The sequence below is a fragment of the Marinobacterium sp. MBR-109 genome (genome assembly GCF_040547565.1).
GTDB lineage: Bacteria > Pseudomonadota > Gammaproteobacteria > Pseudomonadales > Balneatricaceae > Marinobacterium.
In genome coordinates this window covers 108,319-126,220 of the sequence record NZ_JBEPPZ010000011.1, presented here as the reverse complement: position 1 = coordinate 126,220, position 17,902 = coordinate 108,319, and the positions used below count along the sequence as shown (strand labels likewise).

The window sequence follows — 17,902 nt, the reverse complement described above, 5'->3', positions numbered from 1 at the left end:
GGCGACGTTACCGATGGCTCTACTCTGGCCGACAGTGGATCGGTCACCTTCACCGATGTGGATCTGACAGATCGCCCGACCGCTACGGAAGCGACCAAGACCGTGACAGCGAAGCTTGCGGATGGCACGACCGATCTGACATTGACTGATGACCAGCGTACCGCCCTCGAAAACGCGTTCAGCATTTCGGCTGATGCGAGCAATGACAACAACGGCACGATTAACTGGGATTACACCATTGATGCGGGTGATCTGGAGTTTCTGGCGGAAGGTGAGGTGGTGACGGCGGTCTTCACCATTACCGTTGATGACGGGCAGGGTGGCAGGGCAACTCAGGATGTGACTGTCACACTGACCGGCAGCAACGACCAACCTGAGATCCAGGTCGTGGATGTGCAGGGCGACGTTACCGATGGCTCTACTCTGGCCGACAGTGGATCGGTCACCTTCACCGATGTGGATCTGACAGATCGCCCGACCGCTACGGAAGCGACAAAGACCGTGGCAGCGAAGCGTGCGGATGGCACGACCGACCTGACGCTGACGGGTGACCAGCGTACCGTCCTCGAAAACGCGTTCAGCATTTCGGCTAATGCGGGCAATGACAACAACGGCACGATCAACTGGGCGTACGACATCGATGCCGCTGATCTGGAGTTTCTGGCGGAGGGTGAAGAGGTTACAGCCGTATTCACCATTACCGTGGATGATGGTCAGGGCGGAACGGATACGCAGGATGTGACCGTGACGCTGACCGGCAACAACGACCAACCTGAGATCCAGGTCGTGGATGTGCAGGGCGACATTACCGATGGCTCTACTCTGGCCGACAGTGGTTCGGTCACCTTCACCGATGTGGATCTGACAGATCGCCCGACCGCTACGGAAGCGACAAAGACCGTGACAGCGAAGCGTGCGGATGGCACGACCGACCTGACGCTGACGGGTGACCAGCGTACCGCCCTCGAAAACGCGTTCAGCATTTCGGCTGATGCGGGCAATGACAACAACGGCACGATCAACTGGGCGTACGACATCGATGCGGGTGATCTGGAGTTTCTGGCGGAGGGTGAAGAGGTTACAGCCGTATTCACCATTACCGTGGATGATGGTCAGGGCGGAACGGATACGCAGGATGTGACCGTGACGCTGACCGGCAGCAACGACCAACCTGAGATCCAGGTCGTGGATGTGCAGGGCGACATTACCGATGGCTCTACTCTGGCCGACAGTGGATCGGTCACCTTCACCGATGTGGATCTGACAGATCGCCCGACCGCTACGGAAGCGACAAAGACCGTGACAGCGAAGCGTGCGGATGGCACGACCGACCTGACGCTGACGGGTGACCAGCGTACCGCCCTTGAAAACGCGTTCAGCATTTCGGCTGATGCGGGCAATGACAACAACGGCACGATCAACTGGGCGTACGACATCGATGCCGCTGATCTGGAGTTTCTGGCGGAGGGTGAAGAGGTTACAGCCGTATTCACCATTACCGTGGATGATGGTCAGGGCGGAACAGATACGCAGGATGTGACCGTGACGCTGACCGGCACCAACGATGATCCCGTGGTCACTGTGGACGCGCCGAATGACTTTACCGAGCAGGCTGATGCAGCAGCACAGGATTTGAGCCAAAGTGGGCAGGTTCATTTCAGCGATGTTGACTTGACCGACACCATCGATATTCGCTTTGTGTCCAATGACGATATCGTATGGACACGTGCCGACACCAGCATCGTTGCTGATCTGCCGGCAGGGTTGGCCGCTGATCTTGTCGCCGGGTTCAGCACCGGGGCCAACAGTCAGCCGCATTCCGGTCAGATTGTCTGGAATTACGATGTATCGGGTCTTGATCTGGACTTCCTGAATGAGGGTGATCAGATCACTTTCAGTTACACAGTGACAGTGGAGGACGGTCAGGGCGCAACCGATGAAACGGTTGTCACCGTAACGTTGGTAGGCACCAACGATGCGCCCGAGGTGACCGCGCGCGAAATGACCGATGATGAAACCATCGTTCAGCAGGGCGCTGTCTACAATGTCGAGATTGCCAGCTTGTTCAGTGACAAGGACAGCACGCTAAGCCGCGAGGATCTTGATTTTACCATCGCAGGTCTGCCATCTGGTCTTGTCTATGATGCTGAAACGGGTGTTGTCAGTGGTAAGCCGACCGAGTCGGGTAACTTCCTGGTTACAGTGACAGCGACCGATACCGAAGGAGCCAGTGTAGAGCGCAGCTATGAGATGATTGTTACGGCTGTGGTTCAGAATGAAGCCCCAGTCAGCCCCGGCGATACCACACCGCCTTCAGCACCTGAAACCGATACGCAGTCGATTGAAACATCCCTTTCGGATATGCCGGATGGTCTGGTTAACGACACAGGTTCAACAACTGACTCCACAGCGGGCAGCGGTTATATGGCTCCCAGTACCGATACCGGACTGGATACGGCTGATCAAGGCAGTGAGTTTGAGTCAAATACAAATGAACCAGCAGGTGAGCTGGGTGATAATGGCGATCAGACAGGTGGCTCAACTGAGCAGGTTATCCTGTCTGAGCCAGGTGCATTGGTCGTTCAGACTCAAAACCCGGATGGCAGTACCAGTGTCCGTGCATCTGTTGATGTATCGGTGACTGACGATGGTGAGGTGGTTTTCAGTGATGTTCAGCAGGAAGCGTTCAGCACTGTTTCGCTTGCCGTTGTGAGTATTAGTCAGACTGCAGACAATGAGCTGACGATTAATATTCAGGATACCAGTCCTGCTGCGAATTCTCAGTTGTATACAGGCAGTCTTTCGAGTGGTGAAAGCTTGCCAAGCTGGATTAGTCTTGACCCGGCGACAGGCTCGGTGACGTTGACCAACCCACCCGCCGGTCAAAAGGAAGTCTCTCTCCGTATTCAGGCGGTCGGTGCTGATGGCCAAATGCGGGTGTTGGAGCTGAAACTGGATCTGGATGAACTGCTGAAGCGTTCAGCTGAAGCGGAAGCGGTTGAAGGCGAGACAGAGCAGGAGCCGGTTGGCTTTACGCCGCTGTCGGACCAGCTGGAAGCCGAGCTGGTAGCCCGTGATCAATATGGAGACCGGCTGATGTCCCTGCTGCAGTCCGCATAAGGAGCGATCGTGAGTGAAGCTGTTGCAGCCCTTTTAGGGCTGGAGCAACAACTGCGCAAGGCATCAGACCTTGCGCAGTTGTTTTATACACTGGTGAATCAGACTCACCGCTGTGTACCCTATACTCAGTCATTGCTGGTGGTGGGGGAGGCGTTGCAGCATCCAGAAATAGTGGCTGCATCGGATCTGCCTACGGTGGATTATACCTCGCCTTATATCAGCTGGGCCGAAAGGCTGTGCAAGCATATTCTGGCGTCAGGAAAGGCGACAGAGTCCAGTCTGCTGAGACCGGCTGACTTACCGACAGATTTGGCCGACGAGTGGCGAGCGCTTGAGCTTCCGGGGTATTTGCTTTGGCAGCCGTTGCTGGTAGAAGCGCGTGACGGCGAGCCGGCGGGGGCACTGATTCTGTTTCGTGATCAGGACTGGACCGAAACGGAAAGGGGTATTGCTCAGCATGTGGCCGGGAGTGGGGGCCATGCCCTGTTCGCCCTGCGAAGGCTCAAACCCTTTAAGGGTATTGGGATGGGGTTGCGCCGACGAAAAGTGCTGTTCACAGTGGCACTGGTATGTATGCTGGCTTTGGCGTGGCCGGTGCGATTGAGTACGCTGGCACCGGTTGAGGTGGTTGCAAAAGATCCTTATGTGGTGGCCGCGCCACTGGATGGGGTGGTTAAATCGGTGTTGGTATCCCCCAACCAACTGATTGCCCCCGGTGGGCTGTTGGCGCAAATGGAAGATGCCGAACTGACCGGTGAAGCCGCTGTCGCTCGTCAGGCCCTGTCGGTAGCGCAGGCTGAATTGAAGACTGTTCAGCAAAGTGGCTTCATGGATCCAAGGCAGAAAGCGCGTCTGGCTGAGCTTGAAGCGCAGGTCAGGTTGAAGGAAGCGGAATGGCAGTATGCCCGAGAACGCCTTGAGCGTTCGACCATTAAAGCGGATCGAGCGGGTGTTGCTGTACTCGATAACCCTGAAGACTGGAAGGGCCGGCCGGTACGGGTAGGGGAGAGAATCCTGCTGGTGGCTGACCCGCAACAGGTTGAGTTCAAGGTGATGCTGCCGGTGAAGGACTCAATCGCACTCACCCTGGGGGCCGAAGTTCGCGTGTTTCTGGACAGCGACCCGCTGCATGCCTGGTCAGCTCGGCTCAGCCAGGCCAGCTACGAGCCTCAGATGACACCTGATCAGCAGTATGCGTATCGACTGGTTGCTCAGCTGGATGAGGTGGAAGCCGCTGCAGTGCTGCCCCGCATCGGTCTGAGGGGAACGGCCAAGGTCTACGGAGACAAAGTAAGCCTGTTCTTTTATCTGTTTCGTCGCCCAATCACCTCAGTACGACAGTGGTTGGGATGGTAGAGGTTCGCTTACCCGCGCTGCGGCAAGACCTCAAACTTTTGCCGGGCTCGCACGATGAAGACGGTGCACCACGTTGGCTGCTGCATGATCGTGCCCGTAACCGCTACTTTACGCTTTCGATGGACGCACTGGCCCTGATTCGTCACTGGCAGCCCGGTAGAACCCTTGATGAAATGGTCAACTACCTGACGCAGCATGGCCTGAGCCATGAGTCGGATGAAATACGTGCATTCATTGACTTTCTGATTGCCAATCATCTGGTGATGGCACGTTCTGAAGGAGCCAGTGGCTATTTTGCCCAGCGCCAGCGAGAGGGGCGGCAGGGGTTCTTGCGCTGGCTTATGCATAACTACCTTTTCATCCGCATCCCGTTGTTACGACCGGATCGCTGGCTGGCGCGCCTTGCCCCCCGGGTATCATGGCTGTTTACCGCCACCGCTCACAGACTGGTTTTGCTGATTGGTTTGCTGGGGGGCTTGCTTGTACTGCGTCAGTGGGATGAGTTCAGCGCAACCTTCCTCTATTTTTTCAGTCTGGAAGGCATTGTTCTATATGGCCTGACGCTGGTTCTTGTCAAAAGTGCTCATGAAATGGGGCATGCACTGGTGTCGCATCGACTGGGTTGCCGAGTGGCTTCCATGGGAATTGCGTTTCTGGTGATGTTTCCCGTGCTCTACACCGATACAACGGATGCCTGGAAGTTGCGTTCTCGGCGTGATCGCTTGCGGATCGTGACCGCTGGCGTGCGCACTGAGCTTTACCTGGCGCTGGTGGCCACCTTCCTCTGGGGGATTCTGCCGGATGGTGCGCTGCGCAGTGCGGCCTTTTTTGTGGCCACGACCAGTTGGGTCACTTCACTTCTGGTCAATATCAGCCCTTTTCTTCGTTTTGATGGCTACTATGCGTTCTCGGATCTGTTGGGTGTTGAAAACCTGCAGCAGAGAGCCTTTGCCTTGGGGCGCTGGCGTTTGCGTCGCTGGCTTTGGGGGCTGGACGATCCTTTGCCCGAGCCAATGCCAAGGCCACGTGCAAGGCTGTTGACCGTCTATGCGTGGACAACCTGGCTCTACCGCTTTTTCCTGTTTCTGGGGATTGCCCTGCTGGTATATCACTTTTTTTTCAAAGTGCTGGGCATTGTGCTGTTCATTGTTGAAATACTCTGGTTCATTGTTATGCCTGTTTTTAAAGAACTCAAAATCTGGCGCGAACGCCACGCCGATTTTCGCTGGACGCCGCTTCGGCTGGCTGCCTGGTCAATACCGGTAGCTCTGCTGTTTTGGGCGCTGTTACCGCTCTCGGTTGATGTAAAAGTACCGGCTGTACTCAAGGCGCATAGCCAGCAGTTGTTTGCACAGGAGTCTTCACAGGTGGTGCGTGTGAATGTCCGGGCCGGTGATCGAGCGGGGGAGGGAGAAGTGTTGCTTGAGCTGCGCTCCCCGGAACTGGAGCAGCAACTGGGTCAAACGCAGGAGCAGGTGCGCTTGATAGAGCTGAAGCTGTCGCGACAATCGGCTTCAGTTGATGATAAAGCCGAACAGGCGGTAAACCGTGAGCGCCTTCAGCAACTCAGGCAGCAGATTGTACGGCTTCAGCAGCGTCAGGCAGCGTTGAGTGTGCGTGCACCTTTTGACGGTGTGGTCGCAGCACGTGAACAGCTCTCGCCGGGCCAGTGGATCGGTCAGGACCAGCCGTTATTGAGTTTGGTCGAGCCATCGAAACAGGTCATTGAGGGCCTTGTGCATGAACGTGATCTGAACCTGCTGGCGCCGGGCCAGGCAGGTTTGTTCATTGCACAGAGTGGTGAACAACCGGGGCTGAAAGCCAATCTGTCACGTATCGATATCAGCGCGGTACCAGTGCTGCCCTATCCTGAGTTGGGCTCGGAAGCGGGCGGGCCTATTGCTGTTCGGTATCAGGATGAGCGATTGATTCCTGAGGCGGCGCATTATCGTCTCCTGGCCACTTTGGAGGCTGCTTCATCTGATGATGCAGTCAGAGCTGTTCAGCAGCCAGGGGTGTTGATCGTAGAGGGTAACTCACGAAGTGCCTTTTTACATCAGATGAGGCGTATAGCGGCCTTGTTCATCCGTGAATCAGGTTTCTGATCAAGGTTTGTTGCTCTATCCAATGCATGTCAGGAAATGTCAGCTTTAGGCAACTTTTTCATGGTATAAACATCTGTTGGAAAATCCGACTTTGATTTTGTGCTGTGGAAAAGTTATGAATTTATTGTTTTTAAAGCGTTTTTTTTCAGTCTTGAAAGAGAGGGTGTATGGCGCCTTGCTTCTGGCATCGGTCCTCTCTATCCCGCTGTCCGTGCAGGCGGAAACCTTTGGCGACTGGCGTGTTGAATGCCAAGAAACGCGTTGTCAGGCCGTTCAGCAGCTGTTTGTTGGTGAGGGCGAGAAGCGCTCTCGAGTACTCTCGGCATCGGTGACAAAATTGCAGGATCAACTGGTTCTGCAGCTGGTCTTTCCGCTGGGTGTTGATTTAAGGCCGGGCATAGCAACACGAGTCGACGAGTCTGAAGAGCAGCAGTTCGGGTTTTCAACCTGTGTACAGGATGGCTGCGTTGTGCTTCTGCCGCTGGATGACAATCTGCTCTCGGGTATGAAGGCAGGAAATACCTTTAAAGCGGGGTTTCGTCCCTTTGGTTCGGAGCAGACATTGGTGGTTGAGCTTTCCTTGAAAGGCTTTACGAAAGCAAGTTCAAACGTGCGATAACCGGACCAGGCCGGTTCACTAAGGGGTCTTTGTGAGAACAAGAATGACAACAGGCTGCCACAAAAGGTCAAAGTTAAAGCCACTGGCACTGATGGTGGGCGGGGCGTTTGTGCTGGGATTGGCAACCGAACGAGAGCTTATGGCTGCGCAGCAGGTGACCCCGGCAGCTGAAACGGTTCAGGGCGAGGCCGAGAAGGCTGTTGTGACTGGCGAGCACCGTTTGCTGATCACGGCCCGGCCCGGTGAGCTACTTTCAACCCATTTGCAGGCAAATGGGCAGCGGTTGTTTATGACGCTGTCTGGCTCGGCTGACCTGGAGCAATGGCGACAGAAGGCACAGAAGCTGCAGAATCAACCTTCCATTTTTCACAAGGCATCTGTCCAGACTGTTGGGGAGCGCAATCACCTGGTTGTTGAGTTCATGCGCCCGGTAAACCTTGTGGATGAGACGGTCACCCTGAATGGTGACAGCAATTTGAGCTGGGAGTTGTTGCTGCGTGAAAGGCCGGTCGACAGCTCGATTCGATTGCTGGACCAGATCAAGGTTGAAAAAAGAGGCAATCTGTTTGACCTGTCCTTTAGTGGGCATTCTGAAATGGTGGTTGAGGTTTCGCTGGCCGAGCAGGGACAGCAGCTGATCGTTGAGCTGCCGGGTGTTCCATCGGGTGAGGTGGAGCTGCCCGCCATGCCGGACTTTCTCGGTACACCCGAAATTACCGCTCGCTCAGGAGGTGGATCAGTTCTCATATTCACGCCAAGCCTGCCGGTTGATTTGCTGGATGCACAGATAGGTTCTGACCCGGAACAGGAAGCCAGTTTTATTCACCTGCTGCTGGTGCCGGACTCGCAGGTACAGGAAAATCACTCGGCCCCACTCGCCATCGCCATGGCCGATCTCAGGTCGGGTTTTGGGCTTGAACTCGAAGGCTCAAATGAAGTTCAGGCGCAAGGTTACTATTTGACGTCACCTGGACGCCTGATTGTCGACTTTCCGGGAGTGCCTGCTGCAGCAATTGCCGACCAGGTTGGCAAGTTCAGTGCAGATAACCGCTTCATCGAACGCGTGCGCTATGGCTCGACCGGGCTGGGGTCTGCTCGTCTGGAACTGACGCTGGAGCCCTCCTATGCAGCAGGGCTTGCACGCAGTGTCACGCCTTTCCTGGATCGGTACTCAGGGGCTTTGACGGTAGCGATGCCGCAAGCGGCGATTCAGCCACAAAACGGTTTCCCGGACGATCTGAGAGGGATTGCCGGCTTTGAGATGGATACTCTTCGTCATGTGAGCGCTTTTGATTTCACGCGCCAGCCAGTGCTGAGCATAGGGTCGGTGACGCTGGATGATGCTCATTATGCAACAGCGGATCCTATCCCTGAGGGTGAGCGGTTCAGGTTGCTGGATCTCGTTGATGATGCACTGGTGCAAGACCCGACCTACCAGGCAGCCAAAGCTGAGTTTCGTGCCCGTAGTGAAGTGTTGCCGCAGGCAAAGGCGGACTATTTGCCGCAAGTCAGCTTCAGCTATCAGTACTCAAGTAAATATCAGACGGTTCACGCATCGGGTTCAATTCCAACCGGAAATTATGATGTCCCCGGGTATAACCTGTCTTTGAATTTGACTCAGCCGGTATATCGACGTGCCAATCTGATTGCCATCGATCAGGCAGAGGTGGCGGTTGAGCAGGCGAAGCTGGCCTTGTTGGCGGCCGAACAGGATCTGATCATGCGTCTGTCTACGGCCTATTTGGACGTGCTGGCGGCGCGTGATGAGCGTGATTTGGCGCAGGCTGAGCATAATGCGGTGGTGGCGCAGCTTGAGCAGGCGCAACTCAGATTCAACAGTGGGCTATTAAGTCGTGCCGATTACAACGAGTCGCGCAGCCTCGAGGCCCTGACCCGGGCCCGCCTGATGAAGGCCGAGTTCAAGTATGACGATGCACGCCTGGGCGTGAAGGAAATCGTGGGGCAGGAGGTGGCAAGCCTGCACGGATTCAATGCCGATTTCCGCGCAGCGCCGCCTTTCCCGGAACGGGTCGACCGTTGGGTGGGCGCGGCACTGGATCAGAATCTGGCGTTGCAGGCTCAGCGTTTGTCGATTGCCATTGCACAAAAAGAGGTTAGCCGGCGCGGCTCCGAACATTTGCCGACGGTCGACTTTTTCGTGTCTGCCGGTCAGCAGGTGTCTGAAAGTACGTTGTTTTCTGAGCAACGTCAGGATGTAAGCGACTATGAGTTTGGCTTGCGTCTGAATGTGCCCATTTTCAGTGGTGGTCGCACTTCTTCCCTGGTGCGTGAAGCCGCGGCCCGGCTCGACAAGACCCAGCAGGAAATGGAACGTGAGTATCGCAAGACTGAGCGGATCGTTCGATCGTCCTATTCCAGCCTGGTGTCAAGCACCAGCATGTTGGCAGCTCTTCGAGAAGGAGTGCTGGCACAGGAGATACGTCTGGCAACGCGCTTGAAGGGCTTTGAATCCGGAATCGAGACTTCGGTGTCGGTATTGGATGCCTATCAGAGCTACTACGCGGCACGACGTGATTTCATGCAGTCTCGCTATGAATACCTGAAAAATCGCCTTGCACTCAAGCAGGCGGTGGGCACGTTGGCCCGCAATGATGTGTCCGATCTGGATATGATGCTGGAACCGAGATAAGCGACTGAAAATCTCGCACGGAGAATATTATGGGTAGCGCATTCAAGGGCTTCAGGAAAGAACATTTGCGTACACTGGCACTGAGGCAGTGGCAGGGCATGATTCGCAAGTCTTTGGATGCGCAGGTTGTGGTGACACAACGGACACCCACCAGCGTAATTGAGCCGATGGAGCCACGCTACCTGCTCTCGGGTGACCTGATGGTCGTGCCGCCAGCACCGGAGCAGGTGGCCCATGAGTCGCTGATCGATCTGAGCCTGGAAGCGGAAAAAGCGCTGCAGAGTGCAACAGCCGTTCAAAGCCCTGCAGGTGAGGTAGCGTCTGACGCCTCGGTTGATCAGGTCATCTTTGTCGATACTCGGGTTGAGGACAGCGAAGTCCTGATTCAGCAGGCACTGGCTCACTCTTCGGTTGAAGCCGGCCAATATGAAGTGGTCTACCTCGATAGCCAGAGTGACGGCGTAGAGCAGATTGCCCAGTGGCTGACACGCCATGAAGGGCTGGATGCGATCCATCTGGTCTCGCATGGCTCTGAGGGTCAGATTAACCTTGGCAGCACGGTGCTTGATCAGTCGTCCCTGGAACGTTATCAGGATGCGTTGTCTGCCTGGGGCGGGGCCCTGTCGGAGCAGGGCGATATTCTCGTGTATGGCTGCTCCGTAGCCGGTAATGCTGAAGGTGAGGCGCTGGTTCAGGCACTGGCCGACATGACCGGGGCCGATGTGGCGGCTTCTGAAGATATTACCGGTGCCGATGCGCTGGGGGGCGACTGGGACCTGGAAATCCAGAGCGGCATTATTGATGTTTCCATGCTGCTTGATGGCGGAGGTTGGCAGGGTGTGCTGGCCGACTTCACCTCAGATGCCACCGACCAGAGTTTCACTGGCACAGCGGCGGATGACCGTTTCGTTTTCAGCGATGACTGGGGCAGCGATACCGCCACCGGTTCTGGCGGTCACGATACGCTGGACTTCTCTGCGGTTACCCGTGACCTGGTGTTCACGGTCAACGGCGACAGTGTCACGGTGCGTTATGCAGATGGCGCTGAGACGGATGGTTTTACCTTTGATGCAACCGCCGGTACATACAGCCTTATCGGTGGTCAGGGCAATGACGAGTATCGCCTTGAAGATGGCTCCAGCCTGCAGGCCGTAACGGATTCGGATGGTGCGGACAAGGCTGTATTTCTCAATGCGGTTGCCCCGGTCACCATTGCCCGAAATGTAGATCGCAGCACCAGTGTCAGTAATCAGGGCAGCTATGACCTGTCTGGCATAGAGGCTCTGACCGGGCATATCTCATTGGGCAACAGCATGGTTGCCGAGCTGGCCCAGAGCCTCAATGGCTGGAGCAATCTGGTTCAGGAATTGCTCAATGATTCGGTACTTTCGGCTGAGCTGCCGCTGCTGGGCCTGTCAGTAAGTGATGTACTGGCCAAGGGGTTCAGTGCGGACCCGCTGAGCACTGCAGATGGCGCTGCAACGGCCTTTCTGAATGACTTGTTGACCATCAGCAACGATACCCTGTCGGGCATTACAGACCTTGGTGCATTGGCAGATGCAGTTGCACTGGAGCTGAATGGCCTTGTCTCCGGTGACTTGTTTACGGTTGAGGCGGGTGTTCATGATTGGGACGAGTTGAGACTCGATCTTTCATTTGATGCGCTCAAGACCCTGACGGCCACTCCTGAACTGGATGAAAGCCTGAGTGCTGATCTTGCTGCAGCCGGTCTGGAGCTGACGGCACTGTCTGATATCGACCTGCAGGCATGGATCAAAGGCGCGGCCACGCTGGGTATTCAACTGGATGAGCTGGATACTCTGGATCCGGTTGATGCAGCCGGCAGCGGTTTTATCCGTATGCAGCCTTTTGCGCTGGGTGTTTCGGCCAGTGCCGACAGCCTGGATGTGAGTGTCGGGCTGAGCGAGGATGTGTTCGGTTCTGCGGCCACCATAAGTGTTACCGAGGGGCAGCTTTCACTGGAAGCTGAAGCGGGCTTCGCAATTGACCAGTCTCTGCTGGACTCACAGCAGCGCGCAGAGGTGGGTTCGGCGCTGACTCTCGACAGCTGGAGCAGCGGTTCCCTGAATGTGGAGTTGCCGCTGAGCGCAACCCTGGGCAGCTATGACCTGTCTTCACTGGGCACGCCGCGTCTGGTGCTGGAAACGGATAAACTCTTTGTCTACCAGCAGGATATCCTGCTGGTTAACATCCCTGATATCAGTTTTGACATCGAGCTGAGTCAGTCACTGGCAGACGATATCCTGACGGCGCTGGATCGCCTCAGGGATAGTGGCGACTTTGTTCTTAACAACGCGTTCTTTACCACCCAGCTGCCGGGCCTGGGAGCCTCTCTGGCCGACCTGTTTTCCGTCGATGATGGCAGTACGAACACGCTGAACCGCATCTTCAATCTGCGTCAGGCCGCACAGGCCTATTTTGACACTACCACACTCAATGCCGGCACTGAGGCCGCCACCGTGGGCGGGCTGGTTGATGCGCTTAACCAGTATCTGCTGTCAGCCGCGGCCATGCCGTTCGATCCTGCTCAGGCGGACTGGAGCGGGGCGATGTTGGCATATACCGATTTTGCCGGTCTGGATTTGAGCGGTTTCGATTTCAGCGGAGCTGATTTGCGTGGCGCCAACTTTGTTGGCGCAGACTTGAGCGATGCCAATTTTGCCGGTGCCAACCTTGAGGGGGCGGTGTTCAGTGATGCTAACGGCAAGGCTGTGGCCCGCAACGCCAACTTCACATCGGCCAGCCTGGTGGATGCCATTTTGTCCGGGCTGGATCTGAGAGGTGCGGTTTTCGCCTCAGCTGATTTGAGCGGCACTGATCTTGCTGCTGCGTCACTGGTGGCGGCCAACTTTACGCGCTCTTTGGTGAGCAGTACGACCCGTCTTCAGAATGCGATTGTGTCGAAATCGGTCGCTGAACTTGAGGCCGCAGACGGCTTTGGCGATATCGTTGAGCTTACACGGGCATCCGTCGATCTGAGCGGTGCTGACCTGTCCGGTTTTGACCTTTCCGGGCTGGATTTGAGCAATGCTGTTCTTGTTGGCGCCAATCTTGCGGCGGCCAACCTTCAGGGCAGTGATCTGCAGGGTGCGGTCCTTACCAACGCGGTGCTTGATAAGGCATTCGTGTACGGTACCCAATTTGATACTGCACTGGGTGTCGCCGCAGACGCGCTGGCATTTGCCGAGAATGTCGATACTTCAGACTTGACCACAAACGATCTGAGCGCAGCGCTTGTGCTGTTGGCACAAGGCTCCAGCCTTGCCGGTTACGATCTTTCCGGTGCCGATCTCAGTGGTCTGGACTTCACCGGTATCGATCTCAGTGGCGCACTGCTGACGGGTGCCAACCTGAGCGGTGCATCGCTGGCCGGTGCCACCCTCAGTGCAACCACCGACTTCACCGGCGCGTCGCTTGAAGGCGTGGTTGACCTGCCTGCGGAACTCAACGGTATTTTCGCACGCGCGTCCCTCGCGGGTGTCGATCTGACCGATACGGTACTGGATGGCCTGAACCTGGCTGGAGCGGATCTGACCGGTGCGGTTCTGACCGGCGCAACGCTGGTCGGTACTGATCTGCGGGCTGCCATTATCAATGATGTGACAGCGGTCGGTGCCGATGCGGCTTCCATCCTTGATGCCGTTACGGCGGCATTGAGCGGTGCGCTATACGACAGTCTGACGGCGATGAACGAAGTCTCTCGGGCGGTCTATGAAGCGGCCATGGCACCGTTCGCACTGGACGAGGTGTTCACTGAGGGTGCCTCCGGTCCACTGTTTGCGTTCCAAGGGGGCCTGAGCTTCTCAGCTGACGGTATGGGCCTGCTGTTCAACCTGCAGGTCAATATCGACAAGCAGGTGGCGCAGGACTTCACCTTGGACAACGCCAGCCTTCCGGTCGAAGCCGGTAACCTGGCCCCCGAATTCGAGCTGGCTGCCACCGCTGTTGCCCGTTTGGTAGCGGCACTGAATACCGATCTTGGCGTCGATATGATCGCCAATGGCGGCGGCTTCGATACTGAAGCCTGGTTACGCCTTAACCGTTTGGATGTCGGTGCGCGTCTGGCATTGACCGGGCTGGATGCCAGCCTGTCACTGGCGGGCATTGCTGAAGCCAAGGTGCATGAGGGCGTGATTGACCTGCGTGCAGCCGCTCAAATCACCTTGGATGACCCAGACAACACGGACGGTCTGAACCGCATTACCGCAGCTGAAATTACCGCTGCCGGCGGCATCACCGAGCTGGCCGAACTGACCGCCACGTCTAACCTACGCGGCAGTCTCTTGCTGGATGCAGAAGGTGCTGGCTTCAGCCTGAACGACTTTGGCATGCCGACGCTTATTTTCCGCGCGCCGGAGCTGATCTCTCAGAACCCTGAGACCGGGGAGTGGGAGCTTGCGACACCCGAAATGTACCTGGATGTCCGCATTACCGAAACACTGAAAAACAGTATTCTCGATCTACTTGGCAGCATCGATGCCAGCGGGAACTCGGCACTGGACAATGCGGTTCTGAATGGCAAGATCCCGGGGTTGGACAAGAGTGTCAACGAGCTGCTGGGCTTTGACAGCGACAGCAGTGATGCGGCCAATATCGATGTGTTCAAGCTTCAGGATGTGGCCGCAGCCTATCTGAACGATTTCAGCTATACCACCGAGTTTCCGTCCCTGTCGGGTCTTGTGGAGGCATTGAATCTCGCGCTGTCGCGTGACCTGAGTATTCCATTCAGCACCAGCCAGATGGACTGGAGCGGATACGATCTGTCCGGCTTCGATTTCAGCAAGCTGGGCATTGATGCCCTGCGCAACTTCGATTTCAGTGGTGCGAACCTGGCCGGTGCCGACTTCCGAGGCCTTGACCTGTCGGGCGTGGACTTCAGCGGTGCCAACCTGGCCGGTGCATTGTTTGATGGCAGCAGCTTGCTGCGCAAGGCCAGTTTTGATGGCGCGATTCTGACCGGTATTGACTGGAGCGGTATCGACCTGCGAGGCCTGAACTTCTCCGGGGCAGATCTGCGTGGGGCGAACTTCAGCGGCTTTGATTTATCACGCATCAATCTGAGCGGCGCCAACCTGAGCGGTGCCAATTTCAGCGGCGCCAACCTGCGCTGGGCCGATCTGGTGGGCTCGAACCTGTCCGGTGCCAATCTGTCCTACGCACTGGCGCTGGATGTGGACTGGTCCAGCTGGTTCAGCAGGGACCTGCGCTTTGATGCCAGCACCAACCTGACCGGTATGGTAGTGGATGTCGATCTGCGCAGCCTGTTTGGCTCGCTGGCTTCCGGCGTAAGTCGCTTGAGCAGCGGACTGGACCTGTCCGGCTGGAGCAGCAAGGACTGGAGCGGCTGGGATCTGTCCGGCATCGACTTCTCCGGTGTCGATCTGAGCGGTTTCAATCTGTCCGGTGCCAACCTGCGGGATGTCGTTTTCAACAGTGCGAATCTGCAGGGTGTGAACCTGTCCAGTGCTCTGGCGCTGGATGTAGACTGGAGCGGTGTGACCGGTACCTTGGCCGATATCAGCGGCCTGTTGTCCCGTATCTCTTCGGGGTCTTTGCCGACTGCCACTACCGGGTCTGCAATCACCTGGAACAGCGGCATCAACCTGAGCGGTTTCGATTTCTCCGGCTGGGACCTGAGTGGGCTGGACTTTAGCGGCATCAATCTGGGTAACCTGAAACTGAGCGGGTCCACATTGACCAATGTGGACTTTACCGGCGCGACCTTTGGTGCGGTGGACTGGACCGGTTCACGCTGGTCTGGCGTGACCCTGCCCAGCGGAACGCTGTCAGGCATTTTCCGCAATGTCGACTTTGGTGATTTCAGCTTTAACAGCAACATTGACTGGTCGCTGAGTGGTGCCGACTTCGTCGGGATCGATCTGACCGGTGTCAGCGGCATTGGGGACTTCCTCACCAATATCAATACTGCCTGGACCTCCAGTGGCAGCTCATCACCAGTGGACTTTGGCTGGGTCGATTTCTCCGGTCTGGATCTGTCTGCCCTGACCTCTTTGAGTGCCGACCTGTTCCAGTTCGGCAGCTTCCGTGGTGCCGATTTCAGTGGCGTCAGTCTGTCGAATATCGGCGTCAACTGGAACTTCTCGGGTCTGGATCTCTCGCTGGGTAACTGGGATGGTTTGACCGTTGGCGGTGGCTACAAGCTTAATCTTGATGGTGCGCGCCTGCTGGGTGCCGCACTGGATATCGGTGATTATATCGGTTCTGCTGCGGGTGCTTTCTATGATGCCCTGACCAGCTTTGGCACCGCGACCGCTGCATTCATCACCAGTCTGGAGATGGATGAGGCGGTACTTGATAACGTATTTGGTGAGCCGCTCGATGGGCCCCGCATTGCGATCAGCCCGATTTTCGATACCAGCGGCAGCGAGGTCATTCTTGGCTTCAATCTGATCAGCAATATTGATCAGCTGCTCAACTTCGGCTTTGACTTCGCGTTGGGTGATGTTCTGACCCTGGGGGCCGAGGGGCTTGGCCGTTTTGTGCTGGCACTGGATCTGGATGCCGGTATTGCCGTTGCCACCCGTACCGGTTCGACCCCAGTGGGTGATATTCCGCTGCCAGAGCCGGGTGATTCGGATATTTTCTTTAACTTGAACCGCTTTGATACTGGGGTTGCGCTGGACCTGTTCAATATTCAGGCCGTGCTCAGTGCCGCTGATTTCGCCAATGCCGGCATCACCGATGGCGACTTCAATGTGCGCGTAGCCGCCAGCATCACAGCGGAAGATCCGAATAACAGTGATGGCAAGGGGCGTATCACTCTGGCCGATCTGGGTACTGCCGGATTTGACGCCGTTTTTGATCTGACGCCTGCGATGTCGCTGGATGGCCGCTTTGTGTTGGGTGGCGATCTGGGTGGTTTCAATGTGTCAGACTGGGGCAACCCGGTACTGACCATTACCTCCAACATCGTCAATGGTACTTTCTCGCCTGAATACTTCTTTGATGTCAGCATTGATGCGACAACCGTACGCACCAATCTTGAAGAACTCTTTGCTCAGGTGGCGACAGTCGGCGGTGTGCTGGATGGTTCCGGTTTCCTTGATGCCATACTGCCGTTCCTGGATACCAGTCTGGGCGATATGCTCAAGAGTGAAGATGGTCGCACCCTGGGTGATGTACTGTCCTTCCAGCGTGTCAGCCTGGATGCTTCCGGCAACGAAGTGCGTACCAGTGTGCTGGACGATTACTATGCCAGTGCCGGTGATCACACCTACAGTGGTCTGGTGAGTTGGCTGCGTGACTTCCTGGGTGCGACGGGTGTCTATTCCGATCTGGAGGCCCTGCTGCCAAGTCAGTACGGTGAGTCAGAGCAAGGGCCGTTTACCATTGGCGGCGGCTTGTTTATCGATGATCAAAACGAGATTCAGCACCTCAGTATTGATGCTACCGGCGGCAGCTATACCCTGAACTTTACTCAGGGCGGTGTGGATTACACCACCGCGGATATCGCCTTTGATGCAGATGCAACCACTGTCCAGACGGCACTGAGGGCTGTATTGGGTCCGATGTTTGCAGACGTCACCAATCTGACCGTAACCGATGAGGGCAACGGCATACTGGCGATTGCATTTGCCGGTCAATGGGCGGCTACCAATGTTTCCCAGCTGCGTGTGGACAGCAGTAACCTCACCGGTCAGGCGAAGGTTCTCACGGCCCAGCAGGGCGGCAGCCGTGGTCTGTCACTCGATCTTGGGCTGAACCTCGGAAAGATGCTGTCGTTGCCGTTCAACCTGGGAAGCGGGCTGGACGAATTGGGCTTTGCGCTCAAGGGGGACGGCACACTCGATCTTGAGGCGCTGCTGAACCTGGATCTGTCCTTTGGGCTGGCGTTTGACAGTCTGTCTGATCTTGCGGCAGGCAGTAGTTACTTCTTCCAGGCGCGTGACATCTCTGCTCAGGTCATGGCCGGCACTGACAGTTTCAATGCCGGTGTTTCCCTCGGTGTGCTGGATGCCGAAATCGACAACGGCAGTGTTCACTTCGTGGCTGATGCCGGTGTTACCTTCA

General features: G+C 56.5%; 6 protein-coding genes (1 of these 6 cut by a window edge). All 6 read left to right on the top strand.

Translation table 11 applies throughout. The features are described from left to right. The coding region (locus ABIE60_RS13725; protein WP_354470090.1) for a VCBS domain-containing protein at positions 1–3,120 on the top strand (3,120 nt) is incomplete at its 5' end. Positions 3,121–3,129: 9 nt separating this feature from the next. Next, on the top strand, positions 3,130–4,476 hold the full coding sequence (locus tag ABIE60_RS13720; RefSeq protein ID WP_354470089.1) for an efflux RND transporter periplasmic adaptor subunit: 1,347 nt from the start codon (positions 3,130–3,132) through the stop codon (positions 4,474–4,476). Then, positions 4,470–6,581 carry a site-2 protease family protein gene (locus tag ABIE60_RS13715; RefSeq protein WP_354470088.1) on the top strand — a complete coding sequence of 704 codons (2,112 nt, stop codon included), beginning with the start codon at positions 4,470–4,472 and terminating at the stop codon, positions 6,579–6,581. The genes ABIE60_RS13720 and ABIE60_RS13715 overlap by 7 nt, the downstream gene beginning before the upstream one ends. 115 nt (positions 6,582–6,696) lie before the next feature. Beyond that, positions 6,697–7,200, top strand: a complete 504-nt coding sequence (locus ABIE60_RS13710) for an invasion associated locus B family protein (protein WP_354470087.1) — start codon at positions 6,697–6,699, stop codon at positions 7,198–7,200. 31 nt (positions 7,201–7,231) lie between these two features. Next, positions 7,232–9,850 carry a TolC family outer membrane protein gene (locus tag ABIE60_RS13705; protein WP_354470086.1) on the top strand — a complete coding sequence of 873 codons (2,619 nt, stop codon included), beginning with the start codon at positions 7,232–7,234 and terminating at the stop codon, positions 9,848–9,850. 29 nt (positions 9,851–9,879) lie between these two features. After that, on the top strand, positions 9,880–17,902 hold the 5' end (the start) of the coding sequence (locus tag ABIE60_RS13700) for a VCBS domain-containing protein (RefSeq protein ID WP_354470085.1). 19,631 nt of this gene lie beyond the right edge of the window; the window shows 8,023 of its 27,654 coding nt (coding positions 1–8,023); the start codon lies at positions 9,880–9,882; its stop codon lies off the right edge, out of view.

What these genes read in the sequence shown, in the direction of transcription:
- ABIE60_RS13715 (WP_354470088.1), top strand. Translation starts at nt 4,470, where the DNA reads ATGGTAGAGGTTCGCTTACCCGCGCTGCGGCAAGACCTCAAACTTTTG.
- ABIE60_RS13710 (WP_354470087.1), top strand. Translation starts at nt 6,697, where the DNA reads ATGAATTTATTGTTTTTAAAGCGTTTTTTTTCAGTCTTGAAAGAGAGG.